Raw genomic sequence first — 16,703 nt, 5'->3', positions numbered from 1 at the left:
ACGGATGATCCCTTTGCCATCGAACGGTTCGGTATCGATCGCAGGGCGGTCGCCGGGACTTGTCGCCGCTGCCGTCGAGGCGGTCGTTACGCTGCCGACCTTCAAACGGCCCGAGCAACTGCTGGCGACGCTGGCATCGCTCAAGGCCCAGGAAACCGGCAGACGTTTCGCAATCATCGTCATCGAGAACGAAGCCGAGGCGCGCGCCGGCGCGAGGGCGGCGCTGCCGCTGTTCGAGGGCGGCGACATTCCGGGCATGGTGATCGTCGCGCATGAGCGCGGCAATTGCAGCGCCTACAATGCCGGCTGGCAGACGGCTATCCTGCACTTTCCTGACTTCAGCCACCTGCTGGTCATCGACGACGACGAGATCGCCGATCCGCAGTGGCTCGAGCGCATGTGCCATGCGGCCGAGACGCTCGGTGCCGACATTGTCGGTGGCCCGCAAATGCCTGTGTTTGCCGACGCGGCCCATGCCAGTTGGGCCGAGCACCCGGTCTTTGCGCCACCTTATCGGCAAACCGGGCGGGTACCCGCGCTGTATTCCTCCGGCAATTTGCTGGTCGGCCGCAACGTGCTCACCGCCATGGGGCCGCCCTTCCTCGACCTGAAATTCAACTTCATGGGCGGCGGCGATTCCGATTTCCTGAGCCGGGCGGCACAAACAGGTTTTGTGCTTGGCTGGTGCGCCGAAGCGCAAGTGCATGAAACAGTTCCGGCCCGGCGCATCGAGGCCGACTGGATCCGTGCCCGCAGCCTGCGCAACGGCGTCATCTCGACACTGGTCGAGAAGAAGAAGCGGGCCGGCACGCCGTTCGCCGGCACCAGGGTTTTCTTGAAGAGCCTGGCGCTGCTTGCCGTCTCGCCGTTCCGCGGCGCGGCCCGGCTGGCGCGGACGGGGTCATTGGCGACGGCCTTATACCCAATCCATGTCGCTGTCGGCCGCGTGCTTGCCGAATTCGGATATGCCAATGAGCAATACCGGCAGCCTGAGAAGAACTGAACGCGCGCCGCTCAGCGCGGCCTTCACACGCGACGGTGTCGCGACCGCGGTCGCCGCGCTGCTGTTCACCGTCATCCTGGTGTCGTTCCGTCCGTTCCAGCCGGCCGGCGCCGCAACGACCGGCGATGGCGGCGACATCGTCAACCAGCTCGGCTTCGGCTCGCTTGGCGCGATCTCGGTCTTCTCGCTCATGGCTTTTGCCGACCCGCGCGTGGTGCGGTCGCTGCTCAGCCCGTCCTGGCTGCTGATGCTGGCTTTGCTGATGCTTTCGGTGGTGATGGCAACCGATCCGCCGTCGGCCATGCGCGCCGCCTTCTTCACGCTGATCGGCATTTTGACGATGGCGACGATCCTGGCGCTGCCGCGCGACGCCGAAGCTTTCTCGAAAGTCATCATCTTCACCATCGTCGTCGTCATGGGCCTGTCCTATATCGGGCTCATCGTCTTTCCCAACGAGGCGCTGCACACCGCCGCGTCGCTGGAGCCGGAACATGCCGGCCTGTGGCGCGGCGTGTTCACCCACAAGAACATCGCCGGGCCCGTCATGGCCTGCTTCAGCTTCGCCGGGCTGTACCTCTACCGGCGCGGACAGTGGCTCTGGGGCGCATCGATCTTTTGCGCAGCGATGATCTTCATGCTGCACACCGGTTCCAAGACGACGGCCGGACTGGTGCCGTTTTCGATCCTGATCGTCGTGCTGCCAAGCCTGAACGGCATGCGGCTTGGCACGCCGATCCTGTTCGCGCTGGCCATCATCGCCGCAGCGATCGGCACGCTGGGCATCGTCTTCCTGCCGCCGGTGAAGCATCTGGCTGCACTCTATTTCCCCGACCTGACCTACACCGGGCGCACGACGCTTTGGGAGTTCGCCGGCGAGATGCTGGCGAAGCGGCCATGGACCGGCTATGGCTTCGAGAGCTTCTGGGGCACGCCGCTGCTGTTGAACCAGGACCAGCCTTTCGACCGCGCCTGGGACATCAGAACCATCGTGCACGGCCATAACGGCTATCTCGACATCGCGGTGCTGATGGGCATCCCGGCTTTGTGCGTGGCGGTCTACACGTTCCTTGTCGCGCCGCTGCGCGATTACATGCGCATTCCCTTGCGCAAGGAGAACATCTATCTCGGCGACTTCTTCATGATGGTGGTGCTGTTCGCAGCGCTGAACGCCTTCCTCGAAAGCTTCTTCTTCCATCGCGCCGACCCGGTCTGGCTGCTCTTCGTGTTCGGCATGTTCGGCCTGAGGCAAGTGTCGCTGCGGCCGATGGCGGTTCGTGGTCGGTCCTGATCCTCCGTCCCAACAGGGCTTCCCCGCCTAGTCGCGAGGGTCTATGGGAGAACATCTTTTGGTTTGAGCATCGGATTTTGCCAAAACCGGTACCCCACTTTTGGGCCCAATGCTTGTTGTTTGAGCATCGAATTGTCCCAAAACCGGTACCCACTTTTGGGTCCGATGCTCTAGCGGAGGTTTTCCATGACGATCAGGCTTGTTCTCGCCGGCTGCGGCAATATGGGCTACGCCATGCTCTCCGGCTGGCTGAAATCGGGCAAGCTCCCCCCGGCGGCGGTCTTCGTGGTCGAGCCCAATGCCGATCTGCGCAAGCGCGCTGAAGCGCTGGGTTGCAATGCTGCCTCGGATGCCGGCGGCATTCCGGCAGACGCGGTGCCGGCCCTCGCCGTCATTGCGGTGAAGCCGCAAGTGATCCGCGAGGTGACCGCCGCCTACAAGCGCTTCAATGATGGCCGCACCGCCTTCCTCAGCATCGCCGCCGGAACGCCGGTCGCCACTTTCGAGGCCATTCTGGGCGATCGCGCGCCGATCGTGCGCTGCATGCCCAACACGCCGGCGGCGATCGGCAAGGGCATGATGGTGGTGTTTTCCAACCGGCTGGTTACCATCGATACGAAACGTTTCGTTTCTGATCTGCTCTCGGCAAGCGGCGAAGTGACAGAAATCGAGGACGAGGGCCTGATGGACGCGGTGACGGCGGTGTCAGGGTCTGGCCCGGCCTATGTCTTCCATTTCATCGAAGCACTGGCGGTGGCTGCCGAGACGGCCGGATTGCCAGCCAAAACCGCCAGGCTGCTGGCCGTGCAGACGGTCTATGGCGCCGCCTCGCTCGCCGCCGAAAGCGGCGAAGATGCGGGCGTGCTGCGCCAGCAGGTGACCAGCCCCAACGGCACCACGGCCGCCGCACTTGCCGTGCTGATGGGCGAGGATCGGCTGATCCACCTGCTCACCGACGCAGTGGAGGCGGCACGGCTGCGGTCGATCGAGCTGGGAAAGTAGCGGCTTGTCCGACGTCGCACCCAAGGTGCGGGATACAGCGCTCTACGGCGCCCCCCTCTGTCCTGCCGGACATCTCCCCCACAAGGGGGGAGATTGGCAGCTTCGGCGGTCCACTCACCACTGCGATGTTGGAGATAGGCGAAAGCCGGCGTGACGCCCGATCTCCCCCCAATTGGGGGAGATGTCCGGCAGGACAGAGGGGCGCGCTGTCCGGCCGGCATCAAATTCTGCGCACTACCCCGCCCCGTACAGCATCTCGTCCTGCAGCCGGCGCAAGGCGAACAGCCTGGTGGTCGGGTCGGGCGCGGCATTGGCTGATGTCAGCAGCTCGCCCTTGCTGACCGGCCTCAGCACCTTGCCGCCTTCGAGCAGGCCGACCGGCACGGCGCGGTTGGCGCGGGCCTCTTCGACTGTCATCGTCCAGGAGCGGTAGCAGGTCTCGCCGATCGCGTCGAATGTCTCTCCCGCCGCCAGATCGCGCTTGGCCACGGCGCAGACCTCGGCAACCGGCCTCGGCAGCGGCACCATATCCGGCTTGCCATAGAGCGCGATGCGCGCGGCGGTGAGCGGCACTTCCAGCGAGGTCAGATGATAGGGCCGGAAGAAGCTGTAATAGGGTCCATGGCCGATATGCAGATCGTCCATGCGCTCGATGATGCGCGGATGCGTGGCCTCGACGATGACGAACACGCCGGGCGCCACGCCTTTGCCGATGGTGTAGTCGACGACGCCCTTCCTCGACAGGATGCCGCCGTCGGCGCGCGGGATGAGCACCTTGGCCAATTCATCGCGGTCGGCCTTGGGACCGTGCATGCCGGCAATGTCGGGCACCAGCCCGGTGGCGTTGGCGATGGCGCACATCTCGACCATGGTCTTCGAGCCGTCGACGAACTCGACCAGCATGCGCGGGTTCATGTTGCGGCGCAGCGCTTCCGCGCGATAGTCGTCAGGGACGGCGTCGTGGTTGAGCGGGTTGTTCTTGCCCTTGCCGGCGCAGACGATGGTGTAGCCGAGCGCGGAAGCGAACTCGATCAGTTCCATGCAGCTCGACGGCTCGTCGCCGGCGCCGACCGAATAGACGACGCCGAGGCTGTCGGCCTGCTGCTTCAGATAACAGCCGATGGTGACGTCGGCCTCGACATTCATCATCACCAGATGCTTGCCGTGCTGCATCGCCATCAGGTCGAAATCGGCGGCGACGCCGGGCTTGCCGGTGGCGTCGATGACGACGTCGATCAGCGGATTGGTGACCAGCATCTCGTTCGAGGTGATGGCTATTTTTCCGCTCTCTATCGCCTCGCTGAGCTTCGACGGCGTATCGGCCTCGCGCGCCATCGCCTCATCGCCATAGGCGATGCGGATGGCATCGCGCGCGGTGTGCGGGCGGCGGGTCGAGACAGCGCACACCGAAATGCCCGGCATCAGCATGCCTTGCGTCACCAGGTCGGTGCCCATCTCGCCTGAGCCGATGACGCCGATGCGCACCGGTCGGCCTTCCGCGGCACGCTTGGCGAGATCGCGGGCAAGCCCGGTCAAGGCGACATTGGTCATGCGCAAGTCCACTGCTTTTGATCTGAAGGGGAATAGCAGGGAACGGCAGCCTTTTGCCAACGAAACCGGCCGCCGTCGTCAATTTCTTGCGGCTGGCTTTCGCGCCGCGAGCGGATAGTCTTCCCAGTTACTGTTCAGAGATGAGGAGACCGCCCTGTCGGGCGGCGCCCCGACAGGGCTCTCAGGGAGGTTGAGATGACAAACGAGTTCACGCCGAAATTCGATCTGGCTGACAAGGTGGCGCTGGTCACCGGCGCCTCGCGCGGCATCGGGCGCGCTTGCGCGCTCGCCTGCGCCGGCTCTGGCGCCGACATGATCGTTGGCGTTCGCAGCGCTGCCGACGGCGCGGATATCACCGCCGAGATCGAGCGCATCGGCCGGCGCGCGCTGGCGGTACAGATGGACCTCACCGATCTGGCGACGGTGCGAAAAGCGGTCGCCGACGCCCACGCCGCCTTCGGCCGCATAGACGTTCTGGTCAACAATGTCGGGCTCGGGCCTGAAAACCTCGCGGAGAACGTGACCGAAGCGGATTTCGACCTCACCGTGAACGTCAACCTCAAGGGCACGTTCTTCACCACCCAGGCCGTCGGACGGCTGATGATCAAGCAGAAATCCGGACGCATCATCAACATCAGTTCGCAGGCCGGCACGGTGACGCTGAAGGGCGAAGCGATCTACTGCATGACCAAGGCGGCGATAAACCACCTCACCCGCTGCCTCGCGGCCGAATGGGCGCAGCACAAGATCACCGTCAACAGCGTCGCGCCGACCTTCATCTGGACCGACGGAACACGGCCCTCGCTCGCCGATCCGGACTTTCATGCACATGTGCTTGGGCACATCCCGCTCGGCCGCATCGGTGATCCGATCGATGTCGCCGGCACGGTGGTGTTCCTGGCCTCGCCCGCCGCGTCAATGATCACTGGCGCGAATGTACTGGTCGATGGCGGCTGGTCAGTGGCGTGAGCGAACGGGTCGTCTCGCTGATGGCTGCAAAGACACGTCTGGACAGTACAGCCAACGCCGCACTTTGCCCCGTCAGGTTCGCCGCGCTTACGCCGTCAGGGCACCGGCAGGTGGCCGGGCATTACGAAGCGGCAACTTGACAACGGTCCAGTCTTTCAAATTGAGTGAAATCACGATTAATAGAGAACCGGCACAAGACAGATGGGCGAGACACATATGGCATGGGATGAAAGAAAGATCGGTTACGGCAACGGCCACTATTTCATTCAAATGGGCCTTGCGCTGCTGGTGCTCGTCTTTCTCATCGCCCTGCCGCTCGCCTTTCTTCCCGAAGATATCAGGAAGTTCTACCTCAGCGAGGGCGGTCCCATCGAAGTCTTCTCGGCCGCCGGTTACCTGATCGTCGTGGCGACGCTTGTGCGGGAAATGTCCTATCGGGAGTTGCTCAAGCGCTGGTATCTCGTCGCCATAGCGATCGCGATGTGCCTGCGCGAGTTGGACTTCCATGCGCATTTCACCACCCACAACATCACCAAGACCACCCTCTACATTTCGCCTGACGTTCCGCTGTTGGAAAAGCTGATCGGCGCGACGGTCGTTATCGCCCTCGCCATTGCCTTCTATTTTCTCCTCAAAGACGGCCTCCGTAGCTTTGTGCAAGGGCTTCGCCACGGCGAGGCGACTGCCGTTGCCATTGCCGCCGCTATCGGTTGCGCCGTCCTTTCGAAGGCCATCGACGGGGCGCCGTCAAATCTCACATTTCTCGGCATCCATGTTGCCCGGAACGATACCTCGACGGTGTTCGAGGAAATCCTCGAATTGGGGATTCCGATCTATCTGGCCATCGCGGCATTCGCGGCCTTCCCGACGCAGGACGGTCTCACAAAAAGAGCCGCCGGACAGGTCGCGCCAAACAAGCCAGGATCCGTCACCTGATTGCTCTGCCACGCCTTCGTCATCCTAGTGTCTGCGCCGCGTCGCTTCGCTTCTTGCTCCGCCCCAGGATGACGAAGTGGAGGGGTGTTTCAGCCAATCTCCTAGGTTTGCGACCTGCCACGCTCTGGTCCGCCGCGGTGCTGCCTCTATTTGCTTGAGAAGCAGGCGAGGCAAACATGTGGCATGTGGCGAAAGAGGCATGGACACTTCTTAGGGAGAGCATCGTCGGCTTCATCAACGACAATGCCTTGAGCCACGGGGCGGCGATGGCGTTCTATGCCACGACCTCGCTTCCGCCGATCCTGCTCATCGTCGTCGCCATCGCAGGCATGGCCTTCGGAAACGATGCGGCACAGCTGGCGCTTTCGGCCCAGATGGCGGGCCTGATGGGTCCGCAGAGCGCCGAGCTCCTGCAAGCGACAATCGAGAACGCAGCACACAAGGAGGCGGGAACTCTGGCGAGCATTTTGGGGCTCGTCACGCTGCTGGTTACCGCATCCGGCGTGTTCGGCGAAATGCAGGTTGCCCTGAACGAGATCTGGAAAGTCCAACCGGGCGGCACATCGATTTCACGTCTCGTGCGAGCACGAGCTGCCAGCCTGGGTCTGGTCGCGGCGCTTGGCTTTCTGCTGCTGGTGTCCCTGGTCGTAAGCGCGGCAATATCGGCGCTTGCAAATATCATCAACGCATATCTGCCCTTTGGCACCCTCATCCTCAGCGCGATCAACGGCATCGTTTCGTTTGCGCTTATCGCGCTGTTGTTTGCGGCAATCTACAAGGTCCTGCCCGACCGCGCGCTGCAATGGCGCGACGTCGGCGTCGGCGCCGTAGCAACGGCGTTTCTCTTCACGATCGGCAAGTCGCTGATCGGCTGGTATATCGGCACCAGCGCCCTCGCATCGTCATACGGGGCAGCCGGCGCACTGCTCGTCGTGCTGCTGTGGGTCTTTTATTCATCCGAGATCTTTCTGTTGGGCGCCGAATTTACACGAGCTTACTCGGTTCGACACGGCAGCCGATCCGATCTGGAGGCGACCATTGAAGCAAGCAAATCGCGAGCAGAAGCCGGCCACGGCGGCCATGATCGAAAAGTCTGAAAACGAAGTCTGGAATTTTTTTCAGCCGGTTGCTCACTGCCTCCCCAAGCCACTTCCTCCATCAACACCCGCGCTAAAACGCCCGCCGCGGCGCCCTGGGGCGAGCATGGCTTTGGCCGGTCGCAGCGACGCGCGAAGTTCCTTCGCCGCAGCCACCAGCTTGGCGCGGTCGCTTCCATATCTCCTGATCAACTGATGGACTTGCGCCGGGGTGATGCCATTTTGCCGGGCAAAATGCCTTACCACATAATCCTCGCTGCCAGAAATCCGATCCCGGTGGCGAGGATAGAGCTTCGCCGCGTCGGCTGCCATGTTTTACTCTCCTTTGTCGCGTTTGCTGACGATGTATGATTGGCCAACGCGAAAGGGGCGATTTCGTTGCCGCATGTGACACCAAAGCGCCTTTTCGCCGCAGCCCGGACGCATCGCCAAAGCAATCAGACCGAAGCACGCCTTTGGTTTAATCCAGACGTCGATTTTTCGAGACTCAGTCCTCTGGCGCGCGCATGATATGGGCGGGGAGAAAATATGGGCAGGGAGGAAAAAGCCATGCGGGAATTGCCAAAGAGCATTGACGCAGACGTTGTCATCGAAATCAGCAGGTTGCTCGACGACCGTGCGAAGTCGGCACCAGTGCCAGTCCACAAGCTTGCCTCGATGATCTCGAATAGTGTCGAGACCGACTTGCCGACAGCGTCCATCGAAGAGTTGATCGTTGAAATGGCCATGACCCGCCAACTCCCGATGCTGTTCGATCTACCGGGCGCGGATACGGACAACGTCATCTCGATAGCCTTGGCGCGCGCCACCTGATCGGCAGGGGAAGCTTTCCCGTCGAGTGTGATTTCAAGACGCGGATCGTCTGCTCGAATTCGCCCCGCTGGCTTCGGCCGGCGGCTTTTGCTGCGTCGCCAATAATAATCGTCCCAATAAATAATCGTCCTGGCGGTCCGCCGTCGGGAACGTGTGGTGTCCGTTTGCATTTCCCTTTGAGCAGCAAAGGAGGAATTCATGAACTGGGATCAAATCAAGGGAAAATGGATGCAGTTCAAGGGTAGGGCCAAGGAGCAATGGGGTGACCTCACCGACGATGACCTTGATCGCATCGAGGGCAATCGTGACCAACTCGCAGGCCGTATCCAGGAGCGCTATGGAATCGCCAAGGAAGAGGCAGAGCGCCAGGTGGATGACTGGTCCAGAAGCCTCACCTGAGTCTTCAATATCGAGGCTGCGCCGTCGATCGACGCAGCCTCGACATCATCCAAATTCACGCTCGCAAATGTGGTGCATGCGACGGTGGTGAGTTGATCTGCGCCAGCCGTCGCTCCCGGTTTTCGGAGCTAGCGCGCCGCTTGTCTCTTGGCTTGCACGGCGACGGCGGTAAGGAAAGCCGTTGCGGCAGTATCGCACGCCGCTCGGGACGGGCTATAGGCGAAAAGGATCAGTTCGGCGGCCCTTGTCGTAAGGCCGTGCTTTTTAGCGAAAGCAGTTATTTCGTAAGGCTTGTCGTGGTCTATAGCCAGTTCGTAGTCCTCATTCATTGCTTCCTCCCGTTTGCGACGTTCCTCGCCTTGGCCCCCTCCGCGGCGCAAGGATTAACGTCCCCGGCCTTGAGAGAGTCTACCAATTAGAGATTGCAAAAGGCCTGCGGCGCAAGTCCGCTGCTTTTTTCGCTGCCATGCTGCCAACGGAACCAAGAGCAGCCATGGATGACCACTTCGGCGCTAGCCGTGTCGATCTGTTCATCAATCCGCCTGATACGGCCGTCTTGAGGGGCAGCCCCATTTTGTCCGCTGCACATCAAAAAAGATTATATGATGGCGCTGATATCGCAGGTGGTCGACGCAAGCCAATGCCGATCTTTTCAGTCAAGCACACGACCGTCTATCGCTATACGCAGCCGGTGACGTTCGGCGAGCACCGGCTGATGTTCAGGCCGCGCGACAGTTTCGATCAGCGACTTCTGGATCACGGCCTGTTTGTCGACCCCGAGCCGAAAGAGATTGGCTGGATCCACGACGTTTTCGGAAACTGCGTTGCGGTAATCGATTTCAACGGCTCGGGCGACGAACTGCGTTTCGTGACAGACATCCGGCTCGATCACACGCCGCAGCATGCGCCTGATTTCCGTATCGATGACGCAGCACTCAGCTATCCATTTTCCTATGATCCCGACGAGGCAACCGACCTCAGCCAAACCATCGAGCGCCATCACCTCGATGACGGCGACGAGATCGGCAAATGGGCACGACAGTTCGTGAGCGCCAAAGGGCGCACCGAGACCGGCAAATTGCTGATGACGCTTTGCTACGCCATCCACGAGAGCTTTGTTTATTCGCGTCGAACTGAATCAGGGACGCAACCGCCTCTGATGACCTTGCACCTGCGTCGAGGCACATGCCGGGATTTTGCGCTGTTCATGATGGAAGCGGTTCGTTCGCTCGGTTTTGCCGCCCGTTTTGTGACCGGCTATGTCTATGTGCCGAACCGCGACAGCGGTTCTGTCGTCGGCGGCGGGTCGACGCATGCCTGGTGCCAGGTCTATTTGCCTGGCGCGGGTTGGGTCGAGTTCGATCCCACCAACGGCATTGTCGGCAACCGGGATCTGATCCGGGTGGCTGTGGCCAGGCATCCTGGGCAAGCCATCCCACTTTCGGGAAGCTACTGCGGCAGCGCGTCGAGCTTTCTCGGCATGACGGTGGAGGTCAAGGTGGCGAGGGAAGCCGGCAATCACCAGCATCGATAAAAATCAGCATCTTCCAACAAATTCGGAACTGTTCGCGGGAGTTTGCTCGCCGGTGTCTGTCGGGATTTTACGCATTTCGCAATTCACGCCGTTGCATGACTGTTCCAGCGCGATATTGCACCTTCTATCTCTGCCATCGGCATATCGGGAAGGCGCCAGCCCGCCGCGCCTTTCGGCACGACGGGCTTCAGCCTGAGCGGTCACGTCAGTCGTAGACCTTCACGATCTTGCGCGTGCCTGGATCGACCAGGACGGTTCGGCCATCGACGACGACGTAGCGGTACTCAACGTCCGGCACCTCGTAGAGCTCGACTGTTTCGGGCAAGGCTGTGCCGATGTTGAGCTCGACGCCGGGAAGGCTAAGTGATGCCACCGGTTTCTTTTTCACGTATTCCCGGATCACAACGTCCTGCTCGGGTTGAATAATGACGTCCTGAGCGGCAGCGGCGCTGACACCGACGAGCAGAAGCATGCCTGCCGCAGCCAATGTAAGTTGCTTTCCCATAATAGCCTCCAAGCAACCTTCAGCTGCGGTGCTTGATTGCTGCCGCGGCGGGTTGCCTAGTCATCTCAACGATGCGGAGCAATTCTTGTTCCACCGGCGGTGCGCGAACCGGCTGCCACGGCCTATCGACGCCGATGTTTGGCGGCGCCCGCGAACGCCCGCTCAAGGCCTGGTTTCTTCTTGAGGCGGCGCGTTTGGGACTGGACAATCAGACTGTAGCCATTTTTCACACGCAGAGGGCCTGTCGCCGGCGTCGCCATAACGTTCCACGAGTTTTGCGAAGCCGTAGGCGAAGGCGGAAAGCAGCGCCAGGATAACCACTATGCGAGCGGCCATACGGGATTATAGCAGGCTCCCGCTCAGGATTGATCCAGTATAAGCTGCGCTCGGCAGGCCGGCGACGCGCAAGTCCGCTCGGGAACCTGCGGCCCCATCGTCGCGGACGATGTGCGCTACCAGCCTGGTTCCGCCGTGAGAGACCGAGGCGCCGCTATGCTGCTGCCCAGAGGCGTCTAGCGGCCCGCATCGAAATCGATCGCAAATCCCGCGTCGATGGCGCTTCGCGCAATGAGATCGCCAATTTGCCAATCCGTGAGTTCGCAAAGTGGAAACATCTTCCTTACGGCGATGGTCACTTCGACTATCGAGACGCTCGGATTGTCGACATGATCGATCAGGTAGCGGACAATCGCCTGCCGAACATCCAATGAATTTGGCTTCTGCAGCGGCGCGGACATTTCCGGCCTACGAATGGAGCCGTGGTTCTGGGCCATCAGCTGTTTTGGCGTCGAAAGCGACGGGCACGCCGTGCACCACGCATGCTGCCGCCAGCATCTCCTCCAACTCGTGGTTGGTGGCCCTGCAGGCAGGCATGAGTGTTCGAATGGCGCGGATCGCCTGCGCGATCGAGAGATACCGAGCCTTGCCTCTGGAAAGGACATAGGCCTCTGTCGCGCCTTCAACGGTGACTGTGTGAAAAGTGTGGCTCATCAACAGTTCCTCCCTGCCAAGAATACGACTTTCGTCTAACACGCGGCGGCCTTCAAGCATATGTCCGATATCGGACAATCAGGCGGAGCGCGTCGCGTTTGACCGGCCTCATGCGACGCGCTTCAGGTTGTTGTTTCATGCATGTCGCCAAACCGCTGCACACCCTCGGGTAAGGCACTGGGTCAGGCCCGAGGGGCATGCTTGTGCGCGACATGCATCAGCCGAAGTGACGCTGCTCCTCGTCGCCATAGGCGCCATGTGTGAGCTTTATCATTCCGGAACGGTCGACGATCGTGATCTCGCCGCGCCTGGCGTGAACCAGCCCCCGATACTCCAGCATTTGCAGGGCGGTGGTAACGCCGGGGCGCCGAGAGCCGAGCATGGTCGCCAGAAATTCATGCGTCAGCTGGATCTTGTTGCCCTCGGTTCGGTCGTGGACCATCAGCAACCAGCGGGCCAGCCGTTCCTCGATCTTGGAATGGCCATTGACCAGTGCCGTTCGCGACGACTGGACGAGGAAGGCGTGGGCATAGGCAAGCAGCGACGCGCCAAGCGACTGGCTCTTTGCCACCTCAGACCGAAGGTTCTCAACTGGCAGGCACCAGCCATTGCCTGCGACCTGGATGTAGGTTTCGTTGGGAGAGCTGTCCTGGCCGAGAATGACGGCAACGCCTGTCATGCCATCATAGCCAATGATCCCGACTTCACTCTGCCGCCCTCCAGTCATGGTGGCGACCACCGAAGCGATACCCGCCTCTGGAAAATACACATGCCCGATCGGCTGATGCGGCACCTCCAGCTGGGCTTTGAGGTCCAGTTGGACATGATGCATTGACGGCAGCAGCAGCGCGAAATCCTCTGGGGAGAGGGCTTTCAACAGATGATTGCGAGACTGGGACACGGCTCTCTCCCTGACGGGCAAGAGCACGTACCCTCTTACTGTCGGCTGCATCCGCAGCACTGGCGGCCGATATCAAAGCATAGGCTGCAAACACGCGATTGGCAAAACCTTCGCCACCCGCGGCCGAACTTCAAACTGAGACAAGGTGGCGGCGGTCGATCCCCGTTGCGCATCCTTGCGCGCCGGCTAGGATTGAACTCTCGACCTCTCCCTTGCCCTTGGTAAAGGGAGGGCTTCTGAAGGCCCCATTGCGCAGGTTACCGGCGCCCACGCCTAGGATATTCCACATTTATGTTGGCTTCAACATTTGTGTGGAGTTCCTTATATGCGTGAACAGCAAGGAACTTAAGAAATGGCTCGCTGCGCAGGGTTGCACCTTCGAAAGCAAGAAGGGCGGCTCCGGCCACCTGATCATCCGCCGTGGTGATCGCAAGTCGGAATTGCCAATGCATGACGCTGGCAAGGAACTCGGAACAGGCCTGGTCAATGCAGTCAAAAAGTAGTTGGGATTGAAGTGATGGCTGGATATCGCATCAACGTGGAACCGGACGACAACGGAACGCTGCTCATTACATGCCCGCAATTGCCAATTGTGGTGACGTTCGCAGAGGATGAGCAGGGTGTGCGCCAGCACGCAGTTGGTGTCATAGAGACCGCACTGGCAAGTATGATCGACGATGGTGAGGACGTCCCTCGCCCAGATGGCCAACCGGGTTTGGTCATCGATTTACCGGCACTGACTTGGCTCAAGCTGAATCTTTATTGGTCGCTCAGGGATTCGGATATAACGCGAGCTGAATTGGCCAGGCGATTGGATTGGAAGAGGGAGTCTGTCGACCGCCTGTTCAGGCTTGATCACAGATCCAGACTTGAACAGTTGGAAGCGGCCTTCTCCGCGCTAGGACGCACGGTGGAAGTCGACATTCGCGTTGCCGCCTAGCTGCCGCAAGATAGATGGAGGTGGGCGGGCAAACGATAAGATAAAATCCATCGTGGGCAACTGTCCGCGAGTCTGCTGGCGCTCAGCAAAAAGAAGCCGCCGAAGCGATCCGCACAAAAGGCGAAGCTGGCATCGTAAGCGATCATGTCTTTGGCCCCAAAGCTGACGTTTCTTCGCTCCAAGGCGTGCAGTTTCGCGCTTTGTTCCGTAGGCCGACGACCGTTCACGTAAACCGCAAAACGCCTAAGTTCGGATCTCCTCAACTGCAACTTGGCGAGAACGATTTCAAAGACTTTGTTGAAAGGCATTTCGGGAGGGTAACAGAGCGGTCCGAACTGGCGCCGGAGTGGTGGACGAGGAAGAACTTCTGTCGGCCTCGAAAATGGGGCGGTAAGCGACGGCTTCACCGAAAATGAGGCCGGCCAGAGATATCGACCGAGCCGCCGCTGTGATCCGCCTCTACCAAACATGTGAGCATCCCCTAATCTACTCCTCATGAGACTCCTCTGGTTCTACGTGAAGGCGAAGCGTCCGGCCACTCGCCATGGGGTCAGCCACGTCGAGGGAGCCGCCGAGGAACTCATGGCGTGGGACACAAAGGGGCCGAGGTGGACGAAAGCGGTCCAATTATGCGTTGACGCGTTCGAGGGCAGTGTCCCCCCAAGAGTCCGTGAAGCCTTTGAGGCGGCGGCCAAGGAGGCGACCGTATATCTCTCGCCTGAGTAGGAGGTATCATGGCAACCCTTTGGTTCGTCCCTCCAGTGTTCGTGAAGTCTGAAACGGACGGTGCCAGGCATGGCTGCAACAATGCGAGGGCAGCCCTTGAGCAGCTCAAGACGTGGACCCGGAGAGGACCTCACTGGCACAAGGCGTGGACCCTCTGCCTGTCAGCACTGGAGGGCGATCCGATTGACCCTCACGTGATCCGAAAGGCTTTCGTGGCTGCCGCTAAGGAGGCGGAGATGTATCTCTCGCCTGAGTAGGAGGTATCATCCATTGGATTCACCCTCCGGTCTTTATCGAAACCGACCAACCTGGGCTCACCTGCGTCTGCACCAATGTCGAGGGTGCCGCTATAGAACTCATGAAGTGGACCAAGCGGGGATCTAAGTGGAAGGCGGCGGTCGATGTCTGTATGGCCTCATTGAAGGCGAGCGCACGCCCGACGACGTAAGGAAGGCCTTCGAGGTTGCTGCCAAGGAGGAGGGGCTGCTACGCAACGCTCCTCCTCTAATTAGGCTCACTTTCCGTGGGCGCTATTGAACACCGGATGCCGCAGAATCAGCTGCGCTATTTGCGTGCGAGCACGACGTGAGCCTCTTGGGGGAACATCAGCTCTCCTCCAGTTGAATAGATTGCCAGCGAGGAACTTACATCACCCATGATCGCTGCGATGACTGCGTCCCGATGTCCGGCATCCATTCCGCTGACCAGCCCTGCCTGCGGAGTCGCTGCCAGCTGTAGTCGCACATATTCCTTTGACGAGGGGAATCGGATGTTCTGTGTCGTCGTGTGGATGGTCACCTGACGAAATCCCGCCCCGGCCACCAATCGGTAAAGCTCGTCCGCATCGGCGAGTGAATGCTCGGACCGTTTCGTTGCCGAAGCGCCTGGACCGAGGTGTCGATCCAAGGCGTCCACCAGCGCCTTTGCCGCAGGAGTGCGCTCAATAGCGCTGAAAACGCTTAAGGCCAGTCGGCCGTCAGGCACCAGCACCCGGAACATCTCACGTAGCGCACTCGATCGGTCCGGGAAAAACTGCAGTCCGAGCTGGCAAAGAACCAGATCGAAGGTGGCGTCAGGGAACGGCATTTCGAGCGCGCTTCCCTCGTGCCAGTCGATACGCGGTCCAGCGCCTGTCGGGAGGGATCGAGCAACGGCAAGCATGCCCGTGTTGATGTCGAGGCCGACGACCTGCCCACTTCCCATACGCTCGGCCGCCAAGCGTGCCACCACGCCGGTGCCGCAAGCTACGTCCAGAACCCGCTCATCAGATAGAGGCACAGCGCGATCCACCAGGTCGGCAGCCCACAGGGTTGTGATCGCCGGGACCAGGTAGCGCTCGTAGAGTTCCGCGGCGCTGCCTTCCAGCTGCCACTGCTCCTGCTGGGCCATAGCGTTCCCTCCCGCACAACGAGCCGCTCGGCAAAAGGCCCAATCGACGCTTCAAGCAGCCATCATAAGCGCGTGTCTGTCAAACAAGCAACCGGGCCAACCGCCGGTTAGTAGACGCGCCGCAGCCGGCCGCCTAGGATTCTTCCACGATCCGCGAACCGGGCAAATCCCGACCCACCCGCGCTCGGTGACCGCTTGATCGCCCCGTCGCTCTCCTGTGCGGCGGGTTTTTTTGTTTCCTATGGAACACCGGCATGGGCAGGACGTTCGCCTACTGCAGCATCTTCTGTGCTGCGAGATCGGTGTCCCCTCCCGATCGGCCCGCGCCCTTCCCCTCCGTGGGCGCGGGCAACTTCAGATGGACTCTCTCCCTGATTGGAGTAGTCACGTCATGCCGTCGACCTCGATACACAAAACGGAATACGATCCGGAGCGCAAAGTCCTCCCGGTGTGGCTCGTGGCCAGCGGTAAATGCTACCAGTTTGAGGACGTGCCGCCGGAGACCTTCGCCGAGTTCCAAGCCGCCTTCGCCAAGGGCCGCTTCTTCAACGGCCACATCCGAAATCACTTCCGCTACCGTCTAGTTGGACCCGCGGTCGACTGAGCAGCATCAGCGGACGATCTCTCTTTTGGCAGGGATGCGGCTCATTCGTCGCGGCC

General features: G+C 61.0%; 22 protein-coding genes. 14 read left to right on the top strand and 8 right to left on the bottom strand.

The features are described 5' to 3' along the window. The first annotated feature begins 4 nt into the window (after positions 1-4). From AC0L2B_RS02880 to proC, 3 genes are all read left to right on the top strand, one after another. Entirely contained in the window at positions 5-1,003 is a 999-nt protein-coding gene (locus tag AC0L2B_RS02880; protein WP_473744083.1) for a glycosyltransferase family 2 protein, read from the top strand. After that, on the top strand, positions 972-2,291 hold the full coding sequence (locus tag AC0L2B_RS02875; protein ID WP_473744082.1) for an O-antigen ligase family protein: 1,320 nt from the start codon (positions 972-974) through the stop codon (positions 2,289-2,291). The genes AC0L2B_RS02880 and AC0L2B_RS02875 overlap by 32 nt, the downstream gene beginning before the upstream one ends. Before the next feature lie 186 nt (positions 2,292-2,477). Continuing rightward, the gene (proC, locus tag AC0L2B_RS02870; protein ID WP_473744081.1) at positions 2,478-3,293 is read left to right on the top strand and encodes a pyrroline-5-carboxylate reductase; all 816 of its coding nucleotides are present in this window, start codon (positions 2,478-2,480) and stop codon (positions 3,291-3,293) included. Between the two features lie 234 nt (positions 3,294-3,527). Here the strand turns inward: proC and AC0L2B_RS02865 are convergent, their stop codons facing one another. After that, positions 3,528-4,844: an NAD(P)H-dependent oxidoreductase gene (locus AC0L2B_RS02865; protein ID WP_473744080.1), complete on the bottom strand. Its 1,317-nt coding sequence runs from the start codon at positions 4,842-4,844 to the stop codon at positions 3,528-3,530. Between the two features lie 195 nt (positions 4,845-5,039). On the opposite strand from AC0L2B_RS02865, the gene AC0L2B_RS02860 reads away from it, so the two are divergent. The 3 genes from AC0L2B_RS02860 (at position 5,040) to AC0L2B_RS02850 (ending at position 7,846) form a co-directional block, all read left to right on the top strand. Further along, entirely contained in the window at positions 5,040-5,813 is a 774-nt protein-coding gene (locus tag AC0L2B_RS02860; RefSeq protein WP_091595146.1) for an SDR family NAD(P)-dependent oxidoreductase, read from the top strand. A gap of 216 nt (positions 5,814-6,029) precedes the next feature. Further along, positions 6,030-6,749, top strand: coding sequence for a hypothetical protein (locus AC0L2B_RS02855; RefSeq protein ID WP_473744079.1), 720 nt, complete (start codon positions 6,030-6,032; stop codon positions 6,747-6,749). A 176-nt stretch (positions 6,750-6,925) separates the two neighbouring features. After that, positions 6,926-7,846, top strand: coding sequence for a YihY/virulence factor BrkB family protein (locus AC0L2B_RS02850; RefSeq protein ID WP_473744077.1), 921 nt, complete (start codon positions 6,926-6,928; stop codon positions 7,844-7,846). 33 nt (positions 7,847-7,879) lie between these two features. On the opposite strand, the gene AC0L2B_RS02845 is transcribed toward AC0L2B_RS02850, so the two are convergent. Continuing rightward, complete coding sequence (locus AC0L2B_RS02845; protein WP_473744076.1) at positions 7,880-8,158, bottom strand: DUF3606 domain-containing protein; 279 nt, start codon at positions 8,156-8,158, stop codon at positions 7,880-7,882. 216 nt (positions 8,159-8,374) lie between these two features. Between AC0L2B_RS02845 and AC0L2B_RS02840 the strand changes: the two genes are divergently transcribed. Both AC0L2B_RS02840 and AC0L2B_RS02835 read left to right on the top strand, forming a co-directional pair. After that, complete coding sequence (locus AC0L2B_RS02840) at positions 8,375-8,659, top strand: hypothetical protein (protein WP_236473004.1); 285 nt, start codon at positions 8,375-8,377, stop codon at positions 8,657-8,659. Positions 8,660-8,857: 198 nt separating this feature from the next. Continuing rightward, a complete protein-coding gene (locus AC0L2B_RS02835) occupies positions 8,858-9,058 on the top strand; it encodes a CsbD family protein (protein WP_091595138.1) in 201 nt (66 codons plus the stop codon). 128 nt (positions 9,059-9,186) lie between these two features. Here the strand turns inward: AC0L2B_RS02835 and AC0L2B_RS02830 are convergent, their stop codons facing one another. Further along, the gene (locus AC0L2B_RS02830; RefSeq protein WP_473494503.1) at positions 9,187-9,387 is read right to left on the bottom strand and encodes a hypothetical protein; all 201 of its coding nucleotides are present in this window, start codon (positions 9,385-9,387) and stop codon (positions 9,187-9,189) included. A gap of 311 nt (positions 9,388-9,698) precedes the next feature. Here AC0L2B_RS02830 and AC0L2B_RS02825 point away from each other — a divergent pair, with 311 nt between their 5' ends. Continuing rightward, on the top strand, positions 9,699-10,592 hold the full coding sequence (locus tag AC0L2B_RS02825) for a transglutaminase family protein (RefSeq protein WP_473744114.1): 894 nt from the start codon (positions 9,699-9,701) through the stop codon (positions 10,590-10,592). A 205-nt stretch (positions 10,593-10,797) separates the two neighbouring features. On the opposite strand, the gene AC0L2B_RS02820 is transcribed toward AC0L2B_RS02825, so the two are convergent. From AC0L2B_RS02820 to AC0L2B_RS02805, 4 genes are all read right to left on the bottom strand, one after another. Beyond that, the gene (locus AC0L2B_RS02820) at positions 10,798-11,097 is read right to left on the bottom strand and encodes a DUF1236 domain-containing protein (protein WP_091595134.1); all 300 of its coding nucleotides are present in this window, start codon (positions 11,095-11,097) and stop codon (positions 10,798-10,800) included. A gap of 512 nt (positions 11,098-11,609) precedes the next feature. Continuing rightward, positions 11,610-11,834: a hypothetical protein gene (locus tag AC0L2B_RS02815; RefSeq protein WP_473744075.1), complete on the bottom strand. Its 225-nt coding sequence runs from the start codon at positions 11,832-11,834 to the stop codon at positions 11,610-11,612. A gap of 7 nt (positions 11,835-11,841) precedes the next feature. Then, positions 11,842-12,147, bottom strand: coding sequence for a hypothetical protein (locus tag AC0L2B_RS02810; protein WP_287260654.1), 306 nt, complete (start codon positions 12,145-12,147; stop codon positions 11,842-11,844). A gap of 157 nt (positions 12,148-12,304) precedes the next feature. Beyond that, positions 12,305-12,988 carry a Crp/Fnr family transcriptional regulator gene (locus tag AC0L2B_RS02805; RefSeq protein ID WP_473481536.1) on the bottom strand — a complete coding sequence of 228 codons (684 nt, stop codon included), beginning with the start codon at positions 12,986-12,988 and terminating at the stop codon, positions 12,305-12,307. Between the two features lie 329 nt (positions 12,989-13,317). On the opposite strand from AC0L2B_RS02805, the gene AC0L2B_RS02800 reads away from it, so the two are divergent. The 4 genes from AC0L2B_RS02800 to AC0L2B_RS02785 all read left to right on the top strand — a co-directional run bounded on the left by AC0L2B_RS02800 (position 13,318) and on the right by AC0L2B_RS02785 (position 14,911). Then, complete coding sequence (locus AC0L2B_RS02800; protein ID WP_128247772.1) at positions 13,318-13,491, top strand: type II toxin-antitoxin system HicA family toxin; 174 nt, start codon at positions 13,318-13,320, stop codon at positions 13,489-13,491. A 14-nt stretch (positions 13,492-13,505) separates the two neighbouring features. Further along, positions 13,506-13,928: a type II toxin-antitoxin system HicB family antitoxin gene (locus AC0L2B_RS02795; protein WP_473744073.1), complete on the top strand. Its 423-nt coding sequence runs from the start codon at positions 13,506-13,508 to the stop codon at positions 13,926-13,928. Between the two features lie 495 nt (positions 13,929-14,423). After that, positions 14,424-14,654: a DUF982 domain-containing protein gene (locus tag AC0L2B_RS02790; protein WP_473744071.1), complete on the top strand. Its 231-nt coding sequence runs from the start codon at positions 14,424-14,426 to the stop codon at positions 14,652-14,654. Between the two features lie 8 nt (positions 14,655-14,662). After that, entirely contained in the window at positions 14,663-14,911 is a 249-nt protein-coding gene (locus tag AC0L2B_RS02785) for a DUF982 domain-containing protein (RefSeq protein WP_128247775.1), read from the top strand. A 307-nt stretch (positions 14,912-15,218) separates the two neighbouring features. On the opposite strand, the gene AC0L2B_RS02780 is transcribed toward AC0L2B_RS02785, so the two are convergent. After that, entirely contained in the window at positions 15,219-16,043 is an 825-nt protein-coding gene (locus tag AC0L2B_RS02780; protein WP_473744070.1) for a class I SAM-dependent methyltransferase, read from the bottom strand. 391 nt (positions 16,044-16,434) lie between these two features. Here AC0L2B_RS02780 and AC0L2B_RS02775 point away from each other — a divergent pair, with 391 nt between their 5' ends. Continuing rightward, complete coding sequence (locus tag AC0L2B_RS02775) at positions 16,435-16,647, top strand: KTSC domain-containing protein (protein WP_287260658.1); 213 nt, start codon at positions 16,435-16,437, stop codon at positions 16,645-16,647. Positions 16,648-16,703 lie beyond the last annotated feature (56 nt).

Source organism: Mesorhizobium sp. WSM4815 (assembly GCF_055811575.1).
The sequence above is the reverse complement of the archived record's forward strand: the minus strand, read 5'-3'. Positions and strand labels throughout refer to the sequence as shown.

What these genes read in the sequence shown, in the direction of transcription:
- AC0L2B_RS02795 (WP_473744073.1), top strand. Translation starts at nt 13,506, where the DNA reads ATGGCTGGATATCGCATCAACGTGGAACCGGACGACAACGGAACGCTG.
- AC0L2B_RS02845 (WP_473744076.1), bottom strand. Translation starts at nt 8,158, where the DNA reads ATGGCAGCCGACGCGGCGAAGCTCTATCCTCGCCACCGGGATCGGATT.
- AC0L2B_RS02830 (WP_473494503.1), bottom strand. Translation starts at nt 9,387, where the DNA reads ATGAATGAGGACTACGAACTGGCTATAGACCACGACAAGCCTTACGAA.
- AC0L2B_RS02775 (WP_287260658.1), top strand. Translation starts at nt 16,435, where the DNA reads ATGCCGTCGACCTCGATACACAAAACGGAATACGATCCGGAGCGCAAA.
- AC0L2B_RS02865 (WP_473744080.1), bottom strand. Translation starts at nt 4,844, where the DNA reads ATGACCAATGTCGCCTTGACCGGGCTTGCCCGCGATCTCGCCAAGCGT.
- AC0L2B_RS02875 (WP_473744082.1), top strand. Translation starts at nt 972, where the DNA reads ATGAGCAATACCGGCAGCCTGAGAAGAACTGAACGCGCGCCGCTCAGC.
- AC0L2B_RS02825 (WP_473744114.1), top strand. Translation starts at nt 9,699, where the DNA reads ATGCCGATCTTTTCAGTCAAGCACACGACCGTCTATCGCTATACGCAG.
- AC0L2B_RS02785 (WP_128247775.1), top strand. Translation starts at nt 14,663, where the DNA reads ATGGCAACCCTTTGGTTCGTCCCTCCAGTGTTCGTGAAGTCTGAAACG.
- AC0L2B_RS02850 (WP_473744077.1), top strand. Translation starts at nt 6,926, where the DNA reads ATGTGGCATGTGGCGAAAGAGGCATGGACACTTCTTAGGGAGAGCATC.
- AC0L2B_RS02855 (WP_473744079.1), top strand. Translation starts at nt 6,030, where the DNA reads ATGGCATGGGATGAAAGAAAGATCGGTTACGGCAACGGCCACTATTTC.
- AC0L2B_RS02835 (WP_091595138.1), top strand. Translation starts at nt 8,858, where the DNA reads ATGAACTGGGATCAAATCAAGGGAAAATGGATGCAGTTCAAGGGTAGG.
- proC (WP_473744081.1), top strand. Translation starts at nt 2,478, where the DNA reads ATGACGATCAGGCTTGTTCTCGCCGGCTGCGGCAATATGGGCTACGCC.
- AC0L2B_RS02820 (WP_091595134.1), bottom strand. Translation starts at nt 11,097, where the DNA reads ATGGGAAAGCAACTTACATTGGCTGCGGCAGGCATGCTTCTGCTCGTC.
- AC0L2B_RS02810 (WP_287260654.1), bottom strand. Translation starts at nt 12,147, where the DNA reads ATGCTTGAAGGCCGCCGCGTGTTAGACGAAAGTCGTATTCTTGGCAGG.
- AC0L2B_RS02790 (WP_473744071.1), top strand. Translation starts at nt 14,424, where the DNA reads ATGAGACTCCTCTGGTTCTACGTGAAGGCGAAGCGTCCGGCCACTCGC.
- AC0L2B_RS02815 (WP_473744075.1), bottom strand. Translation starts at nt 11,834, where the DNA reads ATGTCCGCGCCGCTGCAGAAGCCAAATTCATTGGATGTTCGGCAGGCG.
- AC0L2B_RS02880 (WP_473744083.1), top strand. Translation starts at nt 5, where the DNA reads ATGATCCCTTTGCCATCGAACGGTTCGGTATCGATCGCAGGGCGGTCG.
- AC0L2B_RS02860 (WP_091595146.1), top strand. Translation starts at nt 5,040, where the DNA reads ATGACAAACGAGTTCACGCCGAAATTCGATCTGGCTGACAAGGTGGCG.
- AC0L2B_RS02840 (WP_236473004.1), top strand. Translation starts at nt 8,375, where the DNA reads ATGGGCAGGGAGGAAAAAGCCATGCGGGAATTGCCAAAGAGCATTGAC.
- AC0L2B_RS02780 (WP_473744070.1), bottom strand. Translation starts at nt 16,043, where the DNA reads ATGGCCCAGCAGGAGCAGTGGCAGCTGGAAGGCAGCGCCGCGGAACTC.